The organism is Nitratireductor lacus, from assembly GCF_056431025.1.
The window spans coordinates 112,752-133,509 of record NZ_JBWKMB010000016.1; the positions used below are offsets into that span (position 1 = coordinate 112,752).

At 61.5% G+C, this 20,758-nt stretch carries 18 protein-coding genes and 1 pseudogene; 9 read left to right on the forward strand and 10 right to left on the reverse strand.

Annotated elements, in window-relative coordinates; translation table 11 throughout:
• Positions 1-2: 2 nt before the first annotated feature.
• From AC07E3_RS15010 to AC07E3_RS15030, 5 genes are read left to right on the forward strand one after another with little or no spacing between them, the layout of a single operon-like run.
• The gene (locus AC07E3_RS15010) at positions 3-983 is read left to right on the forward strand and encodes an ABC transporter substrate-binding protein (protein ID WP_478363009.1); all 981 of its coding nucleotides are present in this window, start codon (positions 3-5) and stop codon (positions 981-983) included.
• A 12-nt stretch (positions 984-995) separates the two neighbouring features.
• The gene (locus AC07E3_RS15015) at positions 996-2,699 is read left to right on the forward strand and encodes an ABC transporter permease (RefSeq protein ID WP_478363011.1); all 1,704 of its coding nucleotides are present in this window, start codon (positions 996-998) and stop codon (positions 2,697-2,699) included.
• Positions 2,687-3,766, forward strand: coding sequence for an ABC transporter ATP-binding protein (locus AC07E3_RS15020; RefSeq protein WP_336071173.1), 1,080 nt, complete (start codon positions 2,687-2,689; stop codon positions 3,764-3,766). Before AC07E3_RS15015 ends, AC07E3_RS15020 begins: the two co-directional genes overlap by 13 nt.
• Positions 3,766-4,953: an MBL fold metallo-hydrolase gene (locus tag AC07E3_RS15025; protein ID WP_478363014.1), complete on the forward strand. Its 1,188-nt coding sequence runs from the start codon at positions 3,766-3,768 to the stop codon at positions 4,951-4,953. The genes AC07E3_RS15020 and AC07E3_RS15025 overlap by 1 nt, the downstream gene beginning before the upstream one ends.
• Complete coding sequence (locus tag AC07E3_RS15030) at positions 4,931-5,683, forward strand: 5'/3'-nucleotidase SurE (protein ID WP_478363016.1); 753 nt, start codon at positions 4,931-4,933, stop codon at positions 5,681-5,683. Before AC07E3_RS15025 ends, AC07E3_RS15030 begins: the two co-directional genes overlap by 23 nt.
• An 18-nt stretch (positions 5,684-5,701) precedes the next feature.
• Here AC07E3_RS15030 and AC07E3_RS15035 read toward each other — a convergent pair whose 3' ends face one another.
• The gene (locus tag AC07E3_RS15035) at positions 5,702-8,665 is read right to left on the reverse strand and encodes a dermonecrotic toxin domain-containing protein (RefSeq protein WP_478363018.1); all 2,964 of its coding nucleotides are present in this window, start codon (positions 8,663-8,665) and stop codon (positions 5,702-5,704) included.
• Between the two features lie 184 nt (positions 8,666-8,849).
• Positions 8,850-10,529, reverse strand: coding sequence for a Na/Pi cotransporter family protein (locus AC07E3_RS15040; RefSeq protein WP_478363019.1), 1,680 nt, complete (start codon positions 10,527-10,529; stop codon positions 8,850-8,852).
• A 305-nt stretch (positions 10,530-10,834) separates the two neighbouring features.
• On the opposite strand from AC07E3_RS15040, the gene AC07E3_RS15045 reads away from it, so the two are divergent.
• Complete coding sequence (locus tag AC07E3_RS15045) at positions 10,835-11,170, forward strand: hypothetical protein (protein WP_336071169.1); 336 nt, start codon at positions 10,835-10,837, stop codon at positions 11,168-11,170.
• A gap of 129 nt (positions 11,171-11,299) precedes the next feature.
• Here AC07E3_RS15045 and phnE (AC07E3_RS15050) read toward each other — a convergent pair whose 3' ends face one another.
• The 4 genes from phnE (AC07E3_RS15050) to phnD form a co-directional block, all read right to left on the reverse strand.
• Positions 11,300-12,103, reverse strand: a complete 804-nt coding sequence (gene phnE, locus AC07E3_RS15050; protein WP_478363022.1) for a phosphonate ABC transporter, permease protein PhnE — start codon at positions 12,101-12,103, stop codon at positions 11,300-11,302.
• Positions 12,097-12,918 carry a phosphonate ABC transporter, permease protein PhnE gene (gene phnE, locus AC07E3_RS15055; protein WP_478363024.1) on the reverse strand — a complete coding sequence of 274 codons (822 nt, stop codon included), beginning with the start codon at positions 12,916-12,918 and terminating at the stop codon, positions 12,097-12,099. The genes phnE (AC07E3_RS15050) and phnE (AC07E3_RS15055) overlap by 7 nt, the downstream gene beginning before the upstream one ends.
• Positions 12,915-13,709, reverse strand: a complete 795-nt coding sequence (phnC, locus tag AC07E3_RS15060; protein ID WP_336071166.1) for a phosphonate ABC transporter ATP-binding protein — start codon at positions 13,707-13,709, stop codon at positions 12,915-12,917. Before phnC ends, phnE (AC07E3_RS15055) begins: the two co-directional genes overlap by 4 nt.
• An 83-nt stretch (positions 13,710-13,792) precedes the next feature.
• A complete protein-coding gene (phnD, locus tag AC07E3_RS15065; RefSeq protein ID WP_478363026.1) occupies positions 13,793-14,794 on the reverse strand; it encodes a phosphate/phosphite/phosphonate ABC transporter substrate-binding protein in 1,002 nt (333 codons plus the stop codon).
• Between the two features lie 208 nt (positions 14,795-15,002).
• Between phnD and AC07E3_RS15070 the strand changes: the two genes are divergently transcribed.
• The 3 genes from AC07E3_RS15070 (at position 15,003) to gndA (ending at position 18,144) form a co-directional block, all read left to right on the forward strand.
• Positions 15,003-15,863 carry an HAD-IIB family hydrolase gene (locus AC07E3_RS15070; RefSeq protein WP_478363028.1) on the forward strand — a complete coding sequence of 287 codons (861 nt, stop codon included), beginning with the start codon at positions 15,003-15,005 and terminating at the stop codon, positions 15,861-15,863.
• On the forward strand, positions 15,860-16,630 hold the full coding sequence (locus tag AC07E3_RS15075) for a DeoR/GlpR family DNA-binding transcription regulator (RefSeq protein ID WP_223006402.1): 771 nt from the start codon (positions 15,860-15,862) through the stop codon (positions 16,628-16,630). The genes AC07E3_RS15070 and AC07E3_RS15075 overlap by 4 nt, the downstream gene beginning before the upstream one ends.
• A gap of 89 nt (positions 16,631-16,719) precedes the next feature.
• A complete protein-coding gene (gndA, locus tag AC07E3_RS15080; RefSeq protein ID WP_478363030.1) occupies positions 16,720-18,144 on the forward strand; it encodes an NADP-dependent phosphogluconate dehydrogenase in 1,425 nt (474 codons plus the stop codon).
• A gap of 57 nt (positions 18,145-18,201) precedes the next feature.
• Here gndA and AC07E3_RS15085 read toward each other — a convergent pair whose 3' ends face one another.
• The 4 genes and pseudogenes from AC07E3_RS15085 to AC07E3_RS15100 all read right to left on the reverse strand — a co-directional run.
• Positions 18,202-18,744, reverse strand: a complete 543-nt coding sequence (locus tag AC07E3_RS15085; protein WP_223006400.1) for a peroxiredoxin — start codon at positions 18,742-18,744, stop codon at positions 18,202-18,204.
• Between the two features lie 184 nt (positions 18,745-18,928).
• Positions 18,929-19,537, reverse strand: a complete 609-nt coding sequence (locus AC07E3_RS15090; RefSeq protein WP_478363032.1) for a LysE family translocator — start codon at positions 19,535-19,537, stop codon at positions 18,929-18,931.
• Positions 19,538-19,619: 82 nt separating this feature from the next.
• Positions 19,620-20,450, reverse strand: coding sequence for a tryptophan synthase subunit alpha (trpA, locus tag AC07E3_RS15095; RefSeq protein WP_478363034.1), 831 nt, complete (start codon positions 20,448-20,450; stop codon positions 19,620-19,622).
• A 48-nt stretch (positions 20,451-20,498) separates the two neighbouring features.
• Positions 20,499-20,758, reverse strand: a pseudogene (locus AC07E3_RS15100) (tryptophan synthase subunit beta); the annotation flags it as partial.

Here is a 20,758-nt window from a genome sequence, read left to right on the forward strand (position 1 = left end):
CCATGGGACGCCAGTCCACGATCCGTTCGGTTGCCTTTGCAGCCGCATTGCTCACATCCACAGCCGCTTTCGCCGAAAACCTCGTTCTCTACACGTCGCAGCCCGACGCTGACGCCGCCGAGACCGTTGACGCCTTCAAGGCCGCCAATCCGGGCGTCGAAGTCGAGATCTTCCGCTCCGGCACCAGCGATCTCATGACCAAGCTCGCTGCAGAGTTTGCCGCCGGAAGCCCGCAGCCGGACGTTCTTCTGATCGCCGATGCAGTCAGCATGGAGACGCTCAAGAAGGACGGCCACCTGATGGCCTATCCCGAAGCCAATGTGGAAGGCTTCGAGGAAGCGGCCTATGACGCAGACAAGACCTATTTCGGCTCCAAGCTCATCACCACCGGCATCGCTTACAACACGGCAGCCGCCGAAAAGCCGGAGCATTGGTCCGATCTCACGGGCGAGGCCTACAAGGACCTCACCATCATGCCGAGCCCGCTCTATTCGGGTGCCGCAGCCTATCTCCTGTCCGCCTTCGTCAATCGCGACGATCTCGGCTGGGACTATTTTGAGAAGCTGAAGGAAAACGGCCACGTTGCCGTACGCGGCAATGGCGCTGTTCTGAAGTCCGTCGCAAGCGGTGAGAAGGCCTATGGCATGCTCGTCGACTTCATGGCCATGAACGCCAAGAAGGACGGCTCGCCCATCGAGTTCGTGTTCCCCGAGGAAGGCGTGACCGCCGTCACCGAGCCGGTCGCCATCATGTCGACCGCGAAGAACCCGGATGCGGCGAAGAAGTTCGTCGACTTCATTCTTTCCGACGACGGCCAGAAGCTGGCGCTGAAGCAGGGTTATCTGCCGGCAAAGCCTTCTGTCGGTTCGCCCGACTGGCTGCCCGAGGGCACCGAGATCAACGTGATGAGCGTTGATGTGAAGAAGGTTGTCGATGAGATCACCGGCAACAAGGAGAAATTCTCCTCCATGTTCGGCGGCTAAGGAAAAACCTTAATGACCGCAATTCGTAAGGAACGTCAGGGCCAGGATATGGCCCTGACAGCGGGGATCGTCGCGCTTATCGTCATCTTTTCGCTGCTGCCCATGGCGCGGCTTCTGCAGGAGGTGATCCTGCCCGGCGGTCAGTTCTCGCTCGATGTCATACGCAACGGCCTGATCGATGAAACCACCTGGCGTGCCACCTGGAACACGCTGGTGGTTGGCCTGGGCGGAACGATTTTCGCCCTGGTGCTCGGTGTGGCTGTTGCCATTCTCGTTTCGCTGTCGGATGTGCGCCAGCGTCAGGCTTTCGTCCTGTGCTTCGTCACACCGCTCATGATTGCGCCGCAGGTGACCGCGCTCGCCTGGTTGCAGCTTTTCGGCCCTTCCAGCCCGCTTCTGAACATGCTGGGCATGGCGCCGCCGCTCGGCACGCGCAATCCGCTCTATTCGCCGGAAGGCATCGTCTTCCTTCTCGGCATCCAGTATGCGCCGCTCGTCTTCCTGATCGTGCGCGCCGGCATGCGCAAGCTGCCGCGTGAGCTGGTCGAGGCCGCGCAGTCGAGTGGGGCCGGCTGGGTCCGGGTGCTCGGCACCATCATCCTGCCGCTCATGACACCCTCCATCGTGGGTGCAGCGGCGCTCACCTTCGTTTCCTGCGTCGGCAATTTCGGCATTCCCGCCTTCCTGGGCATCCCGGCAAACTATCTTGTCCTGCCGACGCTCATCTATCAGCGTCTGGCTGGTGGCGGGCCGGATGTTCTCTCCGAGGTCGCGTTCCTTTCGGTGCTCATCGGCGTCATCGCCATGGTCGGCATCGTCATGCAGGACCGCATCGCCAGCCGGCGCGATTTCCGCATCACCTCCACCTCGCTGCCCGCAGCGCCCTACCAGCTTGGCGCATGGCGTCTGCCGGTGGAGTTCGGCATGTGGGTGCTGATTGCATTCATCCTCGTTCTGCCCTTGGTGGGGTTGATCCTCACCTCGCTGGTGCGGGGCTATGGCGTGACGCTGACGGCTGAAACCGCCACGCTGGAGAACTACTATTTTGTCGTCTTCCAGCATGCGGCGGCAAGCCGTGCCTTCCTGAACAGTCTCTATCTCTCGGCGGGCGCATCGATCTTCGCCGTCTTCGTGGCGATCCCGCTCGGCTATGTGATTGCCTGGGGCAACAAGCGCTGGATCAAGGCACTCAACCTTGCCATCGAGCTGCCCTATGCGCTGCCGGGCGTGGTGCTCGCCATCGCCTCGCTGCTCCTGTTCCTCAAGCCCATGCCGATCACCGGCATCCAGATCTACAACACGGTCTGGATCATCCTCTACGCCTATCTCGCGCGCTTCCTGATCCTGGCCGTACGGCCAACGATCACAGGCTATTTCCAGCTCGACCGGGCGCTTGAGGAGGCGGCACAGGTTGCTGGCGCGGGACTGTTCACACGCATGCGCACCATCATTTTCCCGCTCATCGCCCCGGCGGCCATTGCCGGCGGCCTGCTGATCTTCATGACTGCACTGTGCGAACTGACGGTTTCGGCGCTTCTTTGGTCCTCCGGCTCGGAGACCATCGGCGTTGTCATCTTCTCCTTCGAACAGGGCGGGGATTCCAAATATGCGGCGGCGGTTTCCGCCATCATGGTCGCAACCACCTTCCTTCTGATGCTGCTCGCCAGCCTCTTTGCAAACAAACTACCGGACGGAGTTCTTCCATGGCGGGACTGAGCATTAAGAACGTCACCAAGGCTTTCGGGGAGACGAAAGCGCTCGACAGCGTGTCCATCGACGTCGCGGATGGCGAGTTCCTCGCGGTGCTCGGTCCCTCGGGCTGCGGCAAGACCACGCTTCTGCGCATGATCGCCGGCTTTGAGAATGTCACCGGCGGCAACATTCACATTGGCGACCGCGAGGTTTCATCGGCCGAGGCGAACGTCCCGCCGGAAAAGCGCCGCGTCGGCATCGTCTTCCAGAACTATGCGCTCTGGCCGCACATGACCGTGTCGGAAAACATCGGCTATGCGCTCAAGGTGGCGCGCGTTCCCAAAGCGGAGCGTGAGGAGCGCGTGAAAAACGCACTGGCGCTCGTCAACATGGAGCAGTATGGCGACCGCCGTCCGGCCAATCTGTCCGGCGGTCAGCGGCAGCGCGTAGCGCTGGCGCGCTGTCTCGTCGCCGAGCCGCGGCTGGTGCTGTTTGACGAGCCGCTGGCCAATCTCGATGTTCATCTGCGCGCCTCGATGGAAGACGAGTTTGCCGACTTCCACAAGCGCACAGGCACGACCATTCTCTACATCACCCACGACCAGGCCGAAGCCATGGCGCTGGCAGACCGCATCGCGGTCATGGATCACGGCCGTCTGATGCAGCTTGCCACGCCGCGCGAGCTCTATCATGAGCCGGCCAACGAGATGGTCGCCTCCTTCATCTCGCAGGGCATGGTCCTGCCGGCCAATGTCGAAACGGCGGAAGCCGACGGACAGTGCCGCGTCACCGTGCTGGGGCAGGAGCTGGTCGTGCGCTGCCGCAAGGGCGAGAAGCCGCGCAAGGATGCACGCATCTGCTGCCGCGCTTCACAGATCCAGTCCGTCGGCACCAGTCAACCGGGCTTCGAGGGCACCATCACAAGGGCAGTGTATCGTGGCGGTTCGGCGCGGATCGAGTTCGAGCCCGAGGCAGCCCCGCATCTCGGCCTGCATTTCGACCAGCCCGATCCGGTGTCTTTCGCGGCGGGTCAGCGCGCCAGGCTTGCCATCACATCGGGCTGGCTGATCCCGGCTGATGGTGCTGCCTGATGCTGAGTGTCGATCTTCAGGGCGGGTTCGGCGAGAAGGGGCGTACCAGCGTCGCCATCGGCGACGGCAGGACGCGCATCATGCTGGATGCCGGCATCAAGGTGGGCACGAGCGGGGCGGAATACTACCCCGTTCTTGCCCGTCCGGTTGGCGAGATCGATGGTCTCTTCATCTCCCATGCGCATGAAGATCACATCGGAGCGCTATGTCATCTGATAAGGCAGGGATATGCCGCGCCTGTCTACATGACCGAGGAAACCCGCTCGGAAATGCCGGCAACGCTAGCACAATATGCGGACGCCGCCGACCTGGCGGATTTTATGCCTCCCATGGAGCAGATACGCCTCTTTCGGCCGGGCGAAACGCTGACGGTCGGCGAACTGAACGTGGAGACTGGCGCGTCCGGTCACGTGGTGGGTGGCGTCTGGTTTTCCGTCGAGGGAGCCGGACAACGCGTTGTCTATACCGCCGACATCGTGCCTGAAAGCGCCGTCTTCCCGATGCAGCCCCTGCCTTCCTGCGATCTGCTCATTCTCGATGCCTCCTATGGCGCTGATCCTATTCCGGGGGCGGAGCGTGCGCGACAGATCGGAGAATGGGTCGCCGGATATGCCGATGGCTGTCTCCTTCCAACGCCGCTCTCCGGTCGCTCACTGGAGCTGATTGCGGCCATCGACGTGCCTTTTGCAATCGAGGCCGGCATGCGTTCAGCGCTGTCAGCGCAAATCCTTGCGCCGTCTGCCGTTCATCGGGATCGTGTGTCGATCCTTTCCGAGCGGCTGAAGGCCGCGCGCGACTGGAATGTGGGCGACCCGCTGCCGGACTGTCCCCTGCTCGTGCATGATGGCATGGGTGTCGCAGGGCCGTCGCGCCCGGCGCTTGCCGCTGCAGAGGCTGCGGGCTTTCCCATTCTCTTAAGCGGGCATTTGCCTTCAGGCTCGCCCGGCGCGCGCCTTGTCGATCAAGGGAAGGCCGCATGGATCCGCATGCCGACGCATCCCACACTTCCGGAGAACATCGCCCTGTGGGAGGCGGTGGGCCGCCCGCGGCTCATCGGCCATTCCTGCGATGCTGCCGCGCTTGATGCGCTCTGTCAGCACATTCCCGCTCTTATGGCCGGTGCCCGCACCGGCGACACCTATCAGATTGATGAAGAGACAATACATGCGCATTCTGATTTCCAATGACGACGGCATTGAGGCTCCCGGCATTGCGCTGGCGGCTGAAGCGGCATCACGCCTGACGGACGATGTCTGGGTCGTCGCGCCGGACGGCAAACGCACCGCCGCCGGCCCGTCGCTCACGGTTGCGCGGCCGCTCACCATGCGCCGTCTCGGCGAGCGCCGTTTTTCCTGCTCGGGCACGCCGGCGGACTGTATCGTCACCTCGATGGGCTGGCTCTTCAACGACGGCAGGAAGCCCGATCTCGTTGTCGGCGGGGTCAATGACGGGCGCAATGTCGGCGAGGATCTCGCCTATTCCGGCACGCTCGGCATCGCCCGCGAAGCGACCTTCTGGAGCATTCCCGCGATCGGGTTCTCCCGCGTGAAGGAGGCGAATGTGCGTGAAGGAGACGCGGCATGGCTGGCACGCTTCATTGAACGCCTCTGGCAGACACGCAACGAGTGGGCGATGGAAGGCCACTGGCTGAGCGTCAACCTTCCGGCAGATCTGCCGGCATCCGTCTCCCAGCCATCTATCGGGCGAGACAAGATCGCCCGCAAGGTGGAGGTTCTGCGTGAGGATGGCGACGAGATCGAGCTGGTCGTGCCGCGCGGGCGCGAGCATGCAAGCCGAAAGGGCGATGAGAACAGTCTCATCGCCGAGGGTTTCGCCACGGTGAACCGGCTGAACTGGTTCGGAGAAACCCAGCTTGCAGGCGCCTTCATGGAAGGGCTCAGATCGGCGACGAAATAGGCCGCCCTTTTATCGATTTTATCGGCTGTTCTTCTGGTACGCCTCCACCCACTCACGGGTGCGCTGCTGTTTGGATTGCGATGTTGCGGTCACCGATGTTTCGTCGAAACGCGTTCGGATCCTGCTCTCGTTTGCCCTGTGCTGCGCCTCTACCGACATTGGCTCGTCGGTCTCCGGCAACTCCGGGTCCTCTGATGCCTCCGGTGCGATTGCATCCACCCAGTCCTGTGTGCGCTGTCGGGCAGATTCGAGAAAACCGGGCGGGGCCGGAAGTGGAGCGGTGGTGTCGGCGCTGCCGCTGCCCGCGTCTCCGCTCGCATTTCCCGGCACCTTATGCTGCATCGCGCGCGAAGGCCCGGGCAGCGGCTCTTCAACCGCTTTGCCGGTTGCGGGGATTGCGTCTACCCAGTCCTGCGTACGCCGTTGTCCGTGCTTGGATGTATCGAGTGATCTGAGGCTGTCGCCCGCCTCACTGGAAGCGCTGGAGCCTCTCGGCAGTTCGGGCGGCGGGGTCGTGTCGAGCACTATGCGGCCCATCCTGTAATCTTCATAGACCTGCAGCGGTATGCCATACGTCGTGTTCACCGAGCGTGAGGCGGCAATCTCCGCGATGATTCTACGTATATCCTCATCGGAGGAGTCCAGCAGATAGACATTCTCCGCCGGGGGTGGTGGAAAATGCACTTCATCAAGAAACTCGTAGTCATAGCCCCCACCGTCCACGAATGAGCCCACTCTGCTCCCCTCGGTGACAATGGCATACTGGTACATTGCCTCTCCCTCGGAACCGTACTGCCAGATATCCAGAACATTGTTGCTCGCAGCAAGCGAGGCGCTGCCGATGGTTGCGGGCCTTTCGATCAGGTTGACCACCGCTTCGAACTGCTGTGATGGACGGTATCGGCCAGCCGCGATCAATTCACCGGGCCTGAGATTGTCCACACGGTAGACGAGGTGGTAGTCACCGATCCGACCGTTTCTCTCGGCCTCGCGGCCCAGATCCTCGAGTTTGAACCTCAGGGCGTCGACGCGTTCTTTCATTGCCTCGATCTCGTCGAGGGCGGCGCTTTCGTCAGGGTCCGCGATGACGTAGTAGCCACGCCTGTTCAGTGCCGCTCTGATTTCATCAGCGCGCTGACCCTCATAGGGCGGGCGATCCTGCACGCCGCCATCGGCGGATATGCGCTTCCAGCCGCCGGCCCCATCATTGTGCAGAATGGCGACGGATTTCCGCGTTTTCGAATTGATGACGTTGACATATCCATCCCGCAGCTTGAAGTCGCTTCTGATCTCGTAGACGCGGGAAACACCTGTTGTGTCGCTGTGTCGGATAAAATAACGGTCGCCTGACTGATAGATGTTCGCACTGTTCGGTGCGCGCCCATCGATCAGTGACGGATCAACCTCATGGTCGGATATATTTCCGATATGAAACGGCTGTTCCTCGGCGGGGGGACGGACGGCCGAAGCCGGAATTGTGTCGCCACCGCCAGCAGAAACCGGCTCAGCTCTTGAAAGGGCTCTGACGGCGGCCCCAAGGGCTGCTCCTGCGAGCATGGTGCTTCCTGTCGAGATGACGCCGACAGCACCTGCTTTCCGCTCTTCATAGGTATCCCCCGCGACCGCCTGGTCAGTCTCGAGAGCAAGCTCTCCCCCCATGGTGGTTGCCAGTGTCGCAAACTCCAGCTCGGGGGCGAGCATCAGGATCGGCCAGAACACCTTGTTGAATGTGCGCAGGTTCCCGATCCAGATGTCACGCGTGACTTCGCTGTCCGACTTGATAAGCGTGTCGGCATCGGAAAGGCTCCGCTGCCGCATGTTTTCGGCAAGCTCGGAGAACAGGTTTTCAGAATAGGGGCGGCTCTCGGAATCAACGCCGGTGCTCCAGGCGCCTGACCCAAGCTTCTCCAGGCCATTGGCGACACCTGTGTACCAAAAACCATCCTGTAGATTGTAGAGTGAAAAATGGTGCGCGAGCCGCGTGCGCTCCTCCGGAGACGCTGCCATCTCCTTGACCCAGCGGTCGAGCGCCGTTTCGCTCTCGAACTCGTGGAATGATGGCGTTTCGCCCGGAATGTAGAGCACCGTGTGCTGGTTTGAGCGGGTGAACCGGACAATGTCGCTGGAAGGGTAGCCGTTTATGTCGAAGGCCGTGACCTCTACGGCGTCCTGGCTTTCTGATTCAGCGACGATCCCGCTGGAGAGCGCTGCCAGAAGCTGATCGACATTTGCTCCCGCGCCTCGCATGACCATTGTCAGACCGGAAAGCGAAAGGTCTGACTCCTGAACGGCACGCATTGCGGATATCGCGAACTGAACCTTTGCCAAAAGGGCAATGTCGTCCTGATGGCCGGCCCAGAAATCGTTCAGGCTGGAGAGAACCTCCGACTGGAAGTCAGCCTTCCAGATAGCCTCTCGAAGACTGGAAGCCAAGACCCTGAATTCGTTTGGCGTTCCGTAGAAGCCCTCACCTGGCCCATGCGTGTAGACCCCTTCATAGGCATCCAGCGCCGTGGATTGAAGGGTCTGCCGATCCGCACCGAAATTTGCGAGAAGCAGATTTGTCAACGAGGTTGACGAGTTCGGCTCGCCCGTGTGCTCGACGCCGGTAAAACTCGTTTGGGATGAGACCGCTGAACTGAACGTGTTCAAATAGAGCGCGTCGGGATTGGCATCCTGTCCGGTCAGTTCTTTTATGATGGCGCTCATCCTCGCCCGCGCCATTGCGTGAATGTTGGGAAGATCCTGACGGACGGTGCGGGAGACCCTGCTGATTTCCGACTGTTGTTCTTCCGTCAGAGTGCATCTGAGAAATTGCACATGGGGCGGTATGCGAAGGGTCGTTTCACGCGCATCGACGCGCGCTGGCTGTGACCTGGTTCCCTGCGACGGCCCTTCAGGGCGTGCCGCCGGCTCTTGCGCCGGAAGCGTCGTGATTCTTCCGTTTGGATTATCGGTTATTCTGAAATCTGATTGTATCATTATATATCAATCCAAAACAAAACAAATATTATTAATATTTATATTTATTTTTAAGATTTAATACTAATGATGAGGTTTGTCTATTTATTCAAAACTGCAATGAAGAAAAGAAATGGCCGACCCTGGTTCCTGACAGGATCGGCTTTGGTGTTTTGGGGAGCTGACCCCAAAGGGGGAGTGGCTTTCAGGTCGCCTTCAGGCGCGAGCCGCTCAACAGTCCGCGTTCTTCGAGCACCGGATATGCAAATGTCGCCAGAAGTGAATTGATCTGCTTCAGGTCGCGGATCGTATCGAGGTGGATCGAGCTTGTTTCCACGCTTTGCTCGGTGCCTTGCCGCAGTCTTTCAAAATGGCGCTGGCTGGTTTCCTTCTCGACATCGCGCAGGCGGTCTTTTTCCATGACCAGCTCGCGCGCGGTCTCGGTGTCCTGGGTGACCAGCAGGTTGAAAGCCAGGCGCGCATTGGCGAGAACGGAGGCATGGAAACCGGCAAGTTCCCGCCAGCCTTCGCTGGTGAACTCGACGCCGCGCTCCATCTTCTTCTGCACATGGGCGAGCATGTTGCGGACGATGATGTCGCCCACCTGTTCGAGCTTGACGCACACGCCGAGCAGTTCCTGGCAGCGTCGTGCATCGTCTTCCGTCATTTCATGGCGTGTGATGCGGGCGAGATAGAGCTTGATGGCCGCGTGGCGCCGGTCCACCGTATCGTCGACGGCGGCCAGCGCAGCGATCGATTTCCGATCCGCCTTTTCGTAGAGTTCAAGAATCCGGCACAGCATGAACTCCACCGTTTCGCACATGCGGACGGTCTCCCGCGTCACATTGGCGAGCGCCTGTTGCGGTGTGTCCAGTGCCGTGACGTCAAGCGCGCTGGTTTCCGTCACTTGTGCTTCGCTTTCCTCACTGGCCCCTTCGGCTTCGCTTCCTGACTGCAGGGAGACCAGCGCCTGCGTCGCTTTGAGGATCAGGCCTGAAAGCGGAATACCGACAATCAGTATCAGCACGTTGAAGGCGATGTGTGTGTGGATGATCCGGTCCGCAGGGTCGCTGCCCAGCCGCTCCAGGCTGGGATCGAAGACAATGAAGGCCACCAGAAGCACAACGGACCCGAGGCCGCGCATGAGCAGGTTGCCGAGGGGAACGATGCGGTAGCTTGGCGGCGAACTCCGCGTCAGCATCGGCGCGATGAAGGAACTGCCAAGATTGACGCCCAGAACCATGACGATACCGAGCTCGGGGGAGACGATGCCGCGCGCGGCGAACGTGGTCAGCAGGAGCACGGCGGCGATGCTTGAATGAAAGAGATAGGTGGTCACTGCGGCCAGCAGGAACGCGGTGATCGGATCGTCGGAGAGATATCCCACGATCAGCGGCACGATGGTGCTCTGCCTGAGTGGCTCAGAGGCTTCGCCCATCATTTCAAGCGACAGGATAAGCAGGCCTACCCCGACGAGGATACGGCCGAACTGGCGCCACTGCCGGCGTTCTGTCGCCAGAAAAATCACGGTCCCGGTGAGGATGCAGAGCGGAACGAGAAGTGTCAGGTCGAAGCTCAGTATCTTGACGACCAGCGCCGAGCCGACTTCCGCGCCGCGCACGGCCAGAATGCCCGACAGGCCCGTGACGATCCCGAGCCCGGCGAAGGAACCGATCAGAAGTGTAACGGCAGTTGAGCTCTGCAGGGCGATGGACAGGGCCAGCCCCGTCAGGGCTGCCAGCACCGGGTTGCCCAGTGTCTGCCGCAGCCGCTGGCGCAGCACATTCCCGTAGGCGCGTTCAACGCCTGTTCGCACCATGCGCGTCGCCCAGAGCAGCAATGCCACTGCCCCGGCCATATGCAGAAAAAAGACGGAACCGCTCATATCGCCTCGACCAAGTCTAACACAAATCTGGTTCTGCAGAGAGCCTGAAGCGAATCCTGCCGATAAACCGCAGGGTTTCCCTTCAGGGCAGTCGAGCGAGCCAGAGTGCTATGTTACATTTGTTATTTCTATTTAGCAAATGTTCAATTCGGCTTGCCCCCGCTTGCCTGCCATCCGGATTCCCGAACAACGCAAAAAATCAGGTTGACCTATTGAATAAAATAAACTCAAGTGAAAATGCATTTTCTGAATGGATAATGCAAGTAGTAATAGAAAATATTGTTATATTAATAAAGGAGTTTGTTATGAATATTTCCGTAGAACGTCATGATAATCTTCATTCGCCATACAGTTATGGCGGCGGCGGCTCGTCGTTCGGAGCTTTGGCAACGGGTGGTGGCTTTGGTCTGGCCGTTGGTGGCCCCATCGGAGCGGCCTTTGGCACTGCGGGTGGAGCGCTGGCTGGTGGCATCGCCGGCGGTGTTCTGGGGTCTGTCTTCCCCGTTGTTGGAACCTTCGCCGGGGCCGCGACGGGCGCCGGGCTCGGTGCGACGATCGGCACGGCTGTTGGCACCGCTGCCGGCGCGGCGCTCGGCGCCCTCACGGGCGGTACGGTGGGTGCGATCACCGCGCGATTATAAGATTGATTGTTGGCGCGTGTCGTTCGCTCTGGCGCACGTGGCATTACCCTTTAAGAAAAAGGAGCCCGGCGCTGTGCCGGGCTCCCCGACTTTGCCATCTGCGCGCGGATCTGTCCGCTGCGCTAAGCGTCAGATGATCCGTTTACGCAGCCAGGCCGAGACAACTTCACCAAGCACCACCAGCGCGAGGATTGCCAGCAGAACGGTGGCCGCTTCCTGCCAGTTGAACGTGTCGATGGCACTTTGCAGGATGATGCCGATGCCGCCCGCGCCGACGAGGCCGAGCACGGTCGATTCCCGCAGGTTGATGTCCCAGCGCAGGATGGCCACGGCCCAGAAGGTGGGCATCACCTGCGGCACGATGGCGTAGACGATCACCTTGAAGCGCGACGCTCCGGTCGCTTCCAGCGCCTCGACGGGACGCCGGTCGATCTCCTCGATGGCTTCGCCCAGTAGCTTGCCGATGAAGCCGATGGAGCGGAACATGATGGCGATGATGCCGGCCACGATGCCGGGGCCGAAGATGGCCACGAAAAGAAGCGCCCAGATGATCGTGTTGACCGAGCGGCTGGACACGAGGATGAAGCGCCCGAGCCACAGCGTCGCGGCGTTCGGTGTCGTGTTCTGCGCGGCGATATAGGCGACGGGCAGCGACACGAACACGGCGATTGCCGTTGCGATGGTGGCGATGTTCACCGTCTCCACCAGCACCCACAATATGCTCGGCAGGTTCGTCACATCCGGCGGCACCATGCGGCTGAACAGATCGCCCATCTGCTGCGGCGCATCGAACACCCATGGCCAGATCACATCGATGCTGGTCAGGGCCCAGACGATCGTGATCACGGCGAACAGAAAAATCGCATAGCGCTGCAGGCGCTCGCGTGGCGTGTAGCGCGCCCAGTCTTCGAGGGACGTGTCCATGCTCACCATACCCGTTTCCTGATCTGGCCGCTGATCGCCTCGCTCACCAGAATGACGGCGACGATCACGATGGTGATGGCCAGTGCAAAATCGTAGTCGTAGCGGCCGAAGGCGTTGGCCAGTGTCGAGCCGATGCCACCAGCGCCGACAATGCCCACCACGGCCGAGGCGCGCAGATTGCTATCGAGCTGATAAATGCTCAGGCCGATCTGGCGCGGCATGATCTGCGGAAAAACTGCGTAGACCAGCGTCGGGAAATAGCCGGCACCCACGGCGCGCATGGCCTCCACCTGGCCCCAGTCGATCTCTTCGATACGCTCGGCCAGCATCTTGGCCACGAAGCCGATGGAATACACGATCAGGGTCAGAACACCGGCGAAGGGGCCGAAGCCCACGGCCTTCACGAAGATGATCGCCACGATGACCGGGTGAAAGCTGCGGGCCACGATGATGAGCCCGCGGCCAAGCAGATAGACCGGTCTCGGCGCAAGGTTCTTGGCGGCCATGAATGCGATGGGGATCGACAGGAGCACGCCGCCCACGGTCGCCAGAATGGCGATCTTCAGACTTTCCAGAAACCCGTCGATCAGAAGCCCGCTGCGTTCGAAGCTGGGTGGAAACGCGCCGCTGAAGATGCGTGCCGCGCGCGTCATGCCCTGTGAGATGCGTTCCCAGTCTATGGGCAGCATGAAGAAGGCCCAGCCGATATAGATCACCACCGCCGCCAGCAATCCGTAGCGTAGCACGGGGTTGGCGATCATTGGCGGCTTGCGCCAGGTGTCGGGGAGGGAAGTGTCGGGCATGGAAGGGGTCTCGGCGCTCATGCCTTCTGGGCCCTCAGCGGCGTGACATTGTCCATTTCGCCGCGCTCTTCGGCTGGCACGCCGGCATAGATCTCGTCCATCGCGTCCTTGTCGAGTGCATCCGGACCGGCATCGAAGATGATGCGGCCATAGCGCATGCCGACAATGCGGTCGGTGTATTGCTTGGCCTCCGCCACATTGTGGATGTTGATGAGCACCGGCAGCGAAAACTCGCGCGAAAGCGCGCGCAGGAGTTCCATGATCTGCTCGGAGGTTTTCGGGTCGAGTGAGGCGGTGGGCTCGTCGGCAAGCAGGATTTCCGGCTCCTGCATCAGGGCGCGCACCACGCCCACGCGCTGGCGCTCGCCGCCGGAGAGTTCGTCCGCACGCTTGTTGGCGTAATGAGCGATGCCCACCCGCTCCATGAGCTCATAGGCGCGGCGGATGTCTTCTTTCGGATAGCGCCGCATGGCCGCGCGCCACAGCGGCAGATAACCGAGCCGGCCCGACTGCACGTTTTCCATGACCGTCAGCCGGTCGACCAGGTTGAAGCTCTGAAAGATCATGCCGATGCGGCGGCGAGCGGCGCGGAGCTTTGCTCCCTTCAGGTCGGTGAGCATAAGCCCGTTCAGTTCGATCGTGCCGGAGCTCGGTTCCACGAGCCGGTTGATGCAGCGCAACAGGGTGCTTTTGCCCGCGCCCGACGCGCCGATGATGGACACCACGCTGTCGCCGGGCACTTCCAGATCCAGGCCTTTCAGCACCGGCGCGCCATTGCCATAGCGCTTCACCAGCTGCGAGATCTTCAGCATGCATCAACTCCGAAAACAGTGAGCGATCGATCAGAAAAATCGGGCGCGAGACCAAGCCCCGGCATCTCGCGCCCGCAGGAGGATCACTCTTTCGCCAGACCCTGGGGCGTGTATTCCACGCCATTTGCCTTCTGGATCTCGCGGATCACGGCCCAGTCCTTCTGGTAGGTCACGGGCACGAATTTGCTGACACCGGAGAACTCCTCGCCGAGTGCCGTTCCGGCGAAGTCGAACGAGAAGAAGGCTTCCTTGATCTTTTCCACCAGCGCGGGGTCGAGGTTATGCGCATAGGTGTAGGACGTGGTCGGGAACGGATCGGATTCCCAGACGATCTTCACCTCTTCGGGATCGTAGAGATCGCGCTCGGCCATGCGGTCCACCACTTCGGATGCGACCGGCGCGGCGTCATAGTCGCCTGCCACCACGCCCAGCATGGACTGGTCGTGCGAGCCGGAATAGACCACTTCGTAGTCCTGTTCCGGAACGACACCGAGCCCGGGGAAAAGCGCTCGCGGCGCGAGATTACCCGAGTTCGAGGTGGGCGAGGTATGCGCGATGCGCTTGCCCTTCAGGTCGGCCATCTCGTTGATGCCGGAATCCTTGCGGGTATAGACCTGCAGCTTGTAGCCGAAGCGGCCGTCTTCAGATCCCATGATGGCAAAAGGCACCGCGCCGGCAAGATTGACCGCAAAGGGCGTCGGGCCCGTCGAGAAACCGGCGATGTGCAGCCGCCCGCTGCGCATGGCTTCCACCTCGGCGGAGTTGGACTGCACGGCGAAGAACTGCACGTCCTTGCCCGTCACATCTTCCAGATGCTCGATGAAGGGCTCCCAGATATCCTCATAGATCGCCGGGTCTTCCACCGGCGTGTAGGCGAAAACCAGCGTGTCCGGGTTGGAAAGCTTTGACGGATCGCTCGGCGTGTCCGCCACCAGGTCTTCATTGGCGTCGCAATACATGGCGTCGAGCTGGCCGCGATTGGCGCAGTCCTGTGCCTGCGCGGCGGTGCCGGCAAGCAGCGCGGAAAGGCCGAAGAGAGCAGCGGCAGCGCCTCCGGCAAGACGGGTATCTGTCACGATAGACATGAGTTTCCTCCTCCAGTGCGGACTCCCGCCCGCTTCTCCCAAAAAGAGTGCGTTCAATGGCACCCATTTGCGGAAAGCGTATCGAATTCTTGTGGTAGTTTGCAATATTCAAATAAAGAAAATTTGGAGTACCCTCGAAAATCCCAAAAAAGAGGACTAAAAGCTTGGCATATCGCTCGGCGAAGGGGAGAGGCGTGTGGTGGCAGACATGACGGCGAAGCTTGTTCCGGAGGAGACGATGTTGCCCCGGCCGTTCGGTGAGATGAGCATGCAGCGACTGGCGGAGGTCGATTTCGTGCTTACCGACATCGACGACACGCTGACGACGGCTGGCCGTCTGCCCAGTCTTGCCTATCACGCGCTGGAACGCCTGCATCACGCCGGCATTGTCGTCATTCCCGTCACGGGCCGCCCCGCGGGATGGTGCGACCTGATCGCCAGACTGTGGCCCGTTGATGCGGTTGTCGGGGAAAATGGGGCGTTCTATTTCGTGTGTTCTCCGCAGGGCGGCATGGTTCGGGAGTTCGCCCAATCCGCCGAAGAGCGCCGCGAGGGACGCCAGCGCCTCGACCGGCTGGCCGCTTCCATCCTGACGGCGGTCCCCGGTGCGCGCCTCTCGGCGGACCAGACGTTCCGCGAGGCCGACCTCGCGATCGATTTCGCCGAAGACGGCCCCAGGCTGAAAGACGCGGACATCGCCCGCATTGTAAGCTGCTTCGAGGAAGCCGGCGCTGTCGCAAAAGTGTCATCCATCCATGTCAATGGATGGTTCGGCCGCTATGACAAGCTGGCGATGACACGTCGCCTGTTTTCCAGACACTATGGCCTCGAGCTCGACAAGGCGGACCGGAACGTGATCTTCGTCGGCGATTCACCCAATGACGCGCCCATGTTCGGCTTCTTCCAGAACAGCGTCGGCGTCGCCAATTTTGCCGATTTCCTCGACGGCGCGGCGACACCGCCCAAGTGGATCACACAACAGGCCGGTGGTGCCGGCTTTGCCGAGGTCGCCGATGCCATTCTGCGTGCCAAAGGGGGCGCCAGAGGGGGCCCCAGAGGGGATCAATGACGCGTCTTAGAAAATCCGCGCGCCGCGAGCAGATCATCCTTGAACTGCAGCATCATCCCCATGTGCGCACGTCCGAGCTGGCCGCCCGGTTCGGCGTCTCCACGGAGACCGTTCGCCGCGACGTCGAAGCGCTCAGCCAGGAGGGACTGATCCGCCGCGCCTATGGTGGCGCATCTGCGGCGCCGATGGGTGCGCAGCCGCCCTTTGGCGAGCGCGACCGGGCGCGCATCGAGGAGCGCGTCCAGATCGCCGCGCGTGCGGCCGCGCTCGTGCGCCCCGGCGAAGTGCTGATGATCGATGCCGGCTCGACCACACATCAGTTCGCGCTCAATCTGGCCGCCATGGCGCGCGACCTGACCGTCCTCACCAACAGCGTAGCGGTGGCCTCGGCCCTTGCCCAGAACGAAACCATTCAGGTGGTGATCTGCCCTGGAGACTTCATGGCGCGAGAGGTCGGGATCTACGGTGCGGAGACCATTGATTTCATCGCCCGGCACAATGCCAACCGCGCCTTCATCGGCGCGAGCGGCCTGACCGCCAGCGGCATCACCGAGGCAAACCGCCTTGCCGTCGGCGTCAAGCGCGCCATGATCCGCCAATCCCACGAGAGCTATCTTCTGGTCGATCACTCCAAGTTCGACGTCAGTCTCGTTGCGACGGTTGAGCCGCTCTCCGCCCTCACGGCGATCATCACAAACGAGCAGCCCACGGGCCGCCTGGCAAAGGCCCTGGCCGATGCCCATGTGGATGTGCATCTGGCGGGCTAAGAAACCAGCTCTTTCCACCTGGCGATGATGCATCGGCCGGCGGTCTGGTGCATAGTGCCGCCTCGTTTTACGAACCGGAGACTTGAAGCATGTCGAAAGCGGATATCGGCCTGATCGGCCTTGGCGTGATGGGAGCAAACCTTGCTCTGAACATTGCGGAAAAAGGCCATACGATCGCCGTCAACAACCGCTCCACCTCCAGGATCGACGCCTTCGTCGAGGCAGCGCAAGCTGAGGGCCTCGCCGAACGCGTCCTGCCTGAGGCCGATCTCGTAGCCTTTGTGCAGTCGGTGAAGCAGCCGCGTTCCATCATCATCATGGTCAAGGCCGGCAAGCCGGTCGACGACATGATCGAGCAGCTTCTGCCATTGCTCGATGAGGGCGACGCGATCCTTGAATGTGGCAACTCGCTCTTCAGCGACACGCAGCGCCGTTTCGACTACCTGAAGCCCAAGGGCATCGGATATCTCGGCGTCGGCGTTTCCGGCGGTGCGGAAGGCGCGCGCCATGGTCCCTCGATCATGGTCGGCGGCTCCAGGGCGCAATGGCACGATGCGGAAGCCGTGCTCACCTCCATCGCCGCAAACTTCAAGGGCGAGCCCTGCGTTGCCTGGCTTGGCGAGGGCGGGGCCGGCCATTTCGTCAAGACGATCCACAACGGCATCGAATATGGCGACATGCAGATGATCGCCGAGGTCTATGGCGTGATGCGCGACGGGCTCGGCATGGACGCTGCAGCCTGCGCCGAGGTTTTCAAACGCTGGAATGAAGGCCCGCTCAATTCCTACCTGATCGAGATCACCGGTCACGTTCTGGAAGCGGTCGATGGGGAGAGCGGCAAGCCGCTTGTGGACATGATCCTCGACAGGGCAGGGCAGAAGGGCACCGGCGTCTGGTCGGCAATCGCCGCGCAGCAGCTCGGTGTGCCGGCGACGGCCATCGAGGGTGCAGTCGCAGCCCGTTCCATCTCCTCGCGCAAGCAGGAACGCATCGCGGCGGAAGCGCTTTACGGCAAGCGCGAAGGCAAGGTCGACATCTCCATCGACGATCTGGAAAAGGCGCTGCTTGCAGGCAAGATCGTTTCTTACACGCAGGGCTTCTCCGTGATCGCGCGCGCTTCCGAAGAACAGGGCTGGGGGCTTGAGCTTGCCACGATTGCAAAGATCTGGCGTGCCGGCTGCATCATCCGCTCCCGCTTCCTCGACCAGATGGCGAGCGCCTTTGCCGGCGATGCGGCCACCAATCTCCTGATGGTTCCGGATTTCGCCGCCCTGATGAAAGAGGCCAGCCCCGCGCTGCGCCGCTTGGTTTCGTCCGGCGCGCTTGGCGAGCTGCCGCTGATCTGCCTGTCGTCATCGCTTGCCTATTTCGACAGCTACCGGCAGGCGCGGGGCACGGCCAATCTCATTCAGGGCCAGCGTGACTTCTTCGGCTCCCACGGCTTCGAGATCGAAGGGCGCGGCGCCGACCTGCATGGCGACTGGCCGTCCTTGGTCGAACAGGCTGCCGAATAAAGAAAAGGCCCGGACGGGGTCGCCATCCGGGCCTCTCAAATCAGGTTTCCTGAATGATCAGGCGGCCTGCGCCTCGCCCTTCTTCAGAGCGTCCAGGACGTTCTGCGGCGAGGAAACGCCATAGGGATCGCTGTCGCAATTGTCGGAGAAGCCTTCTTCCTCGAACCACTTCTCGATCACGCCGTTGTTGACCACGGCGGCGTAGCGCCAGGAGCGCATGCCAAAGCCGAGATTGTCCTTGGCAACGAGCATGCCCATCTTGCGGGTGAACTCGCCCGAGCCATCCGGAATGAGCTTGACGTTCTTCAGGCCCTGAGCCTTGCCCCAGGCATTCATCACGAAAGCGTCGTTGACGGAGATGCAGTAGATCTCGTCGATGCCCTCGGCCTGGAATTCCGGGTAGAGCTTCTCGAAGTCGGGAAGCTGGTAGGTCGAGCAGGTGGGGGTGAAGGCGCCCGGCAGGGAGAACAGGACAACGCGCTTGCCGCCAAAGAAGTCGGCAGTGGTCTTGTCTTCCCAGCGGAACGGGTTCGGGCCTTCGATCGACTCGTCGCGAACGCGCGTGCGGAACGTGACGTCGGGAACTTTTCTCACGGTCATTGCTAATCCTCTGGCACAAACAAGGCTCATCCCGGCCGGAGCCGGGCAGCTTGGGTTATGAAACTTTGAACTCCGGCTGCCGGGAGGGTGCGCCGGATGAGACGGCCGGAATAGAACATTTTGTCGCGCCGAAGTGAAGGCCCGACACTGCGGCAATCCGCAGCATTTTTCCCTTGATTCCGCGCTAATTCCGCGAAACCGCCATGGTTCCGCCCGAAACGATCAGAACCGCACCAACCAGGCGGTTCAGATGGACGAATACGCGCTCGGATTTCAGCATTTTGCCAAGCACGACGCCGCTGACCACGTAAAGCGCGACAGCAACCACTTCGAGCGCAAGAAACACGCCACCCATGGCGGCAAGCTGGCTCCAGGCCGGCTGCGATGCATCGATGAACTGTGGGAAGAAGGCGGTGAAAACGGCGATCGCTTTCGGGTTGCTGATGGCGATCACGAAATCGCGGCGCATCAGTTTGCCAATGGCGGAGTCCAGCGAAGTGGCGTTCGCCAGTGCACGCGCCTTGCGCCAGAACTGGATACCGACATAAATGAGATAGGCCGCTCCCACCAGTTTGATGACGGTGAAGGCCGTGGCAGACGCCGCCAGCACCGCGCCGAGCCCGACAATGGTGACCGCGATCAGGAAAACGAAAGCCGGCATGCGGCCCAGTCCGCCCAGAAGGGCAGGCACGAGGCCCAGCCGCGCCGCGTTGGAAAAGGCCAGCATGTTGTTCGGACCGGGCGCGCAGTTCAGCGCGAAACAGGCCGGAATGAAGATCGACCAGGCAATCATCTGGGGTATCCTTGGCGAGAAAGCTGCGGCGATCCTTAAACAGATCGCCGCGTTGAGCCAAGAATTCAGATCGGGAAAAGCGTTAAGCCATCTGCTTTGAGCGCACCCCATCCGCCAGCCCCTTTACCAGGGTGGCCACGGCCTCGGCGGGGTCTTCGATCCGCTTGCCGTCGGCGTCGTAGCATTGCGCGATGGTCGCCACGATGGCGCTGCCGACGACAACGCCGTCTGCCGCCTCGCCAATCGCCCGCGCCTGACGCGCCGTCTTCACCCCGAAGCCCACGCAGATCGGCAGGTCCGTGTGTTCCTTGATGCGTGAAACCGCAGCCGAAACATTGTTCGTGTCCGGCAGGGCCGAGCCCGTCACACCCGTCATCGACACGTAATAGACGAAGCCCGACGTGTTCTCCAGCACCTTCGGCAGCCGTTCTTCGTCGGTCGTCGGCGTTGCAAGACGAATGAAGTTCAGCCCGGCCTTGATGGCCGGAACGCAAAGCTCCTGATCCATCTCCGGCGGCAGGTCGACGATGATGAGCCCGTCAATGCCCGCTTCCTTCGCATCGGAGAGAAAGCGGTCCACGCCATAGATGTAGATCGGGTTGTAATAGCCCATCATCACGATGGGCGTGTCGTCGTCATCCTTACGGAAGTCGCGCGCCATCTGGAGTGTTTTCGCCAGCGTCTGCCCACCCTTCAGCGCGCGCAGTCCGGCGGCCTGAATGGCCGGGCCATCGGCCATGGGGTCGGAGAAGGGCATGCCCAGCTCGATCACGTCGCTGCCCGCCGCGGGCAGCGCCTTCATGATCGAGAGCGAGGTCTCATAATCCGGATCCCCGCCCATGAAATAGGTCACGAGCGCGGGGCGGTTCTCTTCCTTCAGCCGCGCGAAGCGGCGGTCGATGCGGGTGGTCATGGGAGGATGCTTTCTCTTCGGACAGATTGTGGGTTCGGATCCTGTGGCTCAGATCTCCATGCCGAGCATCTTTCCAACGGTATGCACGTCCTTGTCTCCGCGCCCGGAGAAATTGACGATCATGATCTGGTCCCTGCCCATGGTCGGCGCCAGCTTGATCGCATGGGCAATCGCATGGGCCGATTCCAGCGCCGGGATGATGCCCTCAAGCCGCGTCGTCATCTGGAACGCCTCGATCGCCTCATCGTCCAGAATGGGCGAGTAGATCACACGGCCTGAATCCTTCAGCCAGCTGTGCTCCGGCCCGA

Excerpts from the sequence above, each read along its gene's own strand:
- trpA (WP_478363034.1), bottom strand. The coding sequence starts at position 20,450 with ATGACCACCCGCATCGACCGCCGCTTCGCGCGGCTGAAGGAAGAGAAC.
- AC07E3_RS15040 (WP_478363019.1), bottom strand. The coding sequence starts at position 10,529 with ATGAGCGGTTCCGTCTTTTTTCTGCATATGGCCGGGGCAGTGGCATTG.
- gndA (WP_478363030.1), top strand. The coding sequence starts at position 16,720 with ATGTCGAAAGCGGATATCGGCCTGATCGGCCTTGGCGTGATGGGAGCA.
- AC07E3_RS15010 (WP_478363009.1), top strand. The coding sequence starts at position 3 with ATGGGACGCCAGTCCACGATCCGTTCGGTTGCCTTTGCAGCCGCATTG.
- AC07E3_RS15090 (WP_478363032.1), bottom strand. The coding sequence starts at position 19,537 with ATGATTGCCTGGTCGATCTTCATTCCGGCCTGTTTCGCGCTGAACTGC.
- AC07E3_RS15025 (WP_478363014.1), top strand. The coding sequence starts at position 3,766 with ATGCTGAGTGTCGATCTTCAGGGCGGGTTCGGCGAGAAGGGGCGTACC.
- AC07E3_RS15030 (WP_478363016.1), top strand. The coding sequence starts at position 4,931 with ATGCGCATTCTGATTTCCAATGACGACGGCATTGAGGCTCCCGGCATT.
- AC07E3_RS15075 (WP_223006402.1), top strand. The coding sequence starts at position 15,860 with ATGACGCGTCTTAGAAAATCCGCGCGCCGCGAGCAGATCATCCTTGAA.
- AC07E3_RS15015 (WP_478363011.1), top strand. The coding sequence starts at position 996 with ATGACCGCAATTCGTAAGGAACGTCAGGGCCAGGATATGGCCCTGACA.
- phnE (WP_478363024.1), bottom strand. The coding sequence starts at position 12,918 with ATGAGCGCCGAGACCCCTTCCATGCCCGACACTTCCCTCCCCGACACC.
- phnD (WP_478363026.1), bottom strand. The coding sequence starts at position 14,794 with ATGTCTATCGTGACAGATACCCGTCTTGCCGGAGGCGCTGCCGCTGCT.
- AC07E3_RS15085 (WP_223006400.1), bottom strand. The coding sequence starts at position 18,744 with ATGACCGTGAGAAAAGTTCCCGACGTCACGTTCCGCACGCGCGTTCGC.
- phnE (WP_478363022.1), bottom strand. The coding sequence starts at position 12,103 with ATGGTGAGCATGGACACGTCCCTCGAAGACTGGGCGCGCTACACGCCA.
- AC07E3_RS15045 (WP_336071169.1), top strand. The coding sequence starts at position 10,835 with ATGAATATTTCCGTAGAACGTCATGATAATCTTCATTCGCCATACAGT.
- AC07E3_RS15035 (WP_478363018.1), bottom strand. The coding sequence starts at position 8,665 with ATGATACAATCAGATTTCAGAATAACCGATAATCCAAACGGAAGAATC.
- phnC (WP_336071166.1), bottom strand. The coding sequence starts at position 13,709 with ATGCTGAAGATCTCGCAGCTGGTGAAGCGCTATGGCAATGGCGCGCCG.
- AC07E3_RS15020 (WP_336071173.1), top strand. The coding sequence starts at position 2,687 with ATGGCGGGACTGAGCATTAAGAACGTCACCAAGGCTTTCGGGGAGACG.
- AC07E3_RS15070 (WP_478363028.1), top strand. The coding sequence starts at position 15,003 with ATGACGGCGAAGCTTGTTCCGGAGGAGACGATGTTGCCCCGGCCGTTC.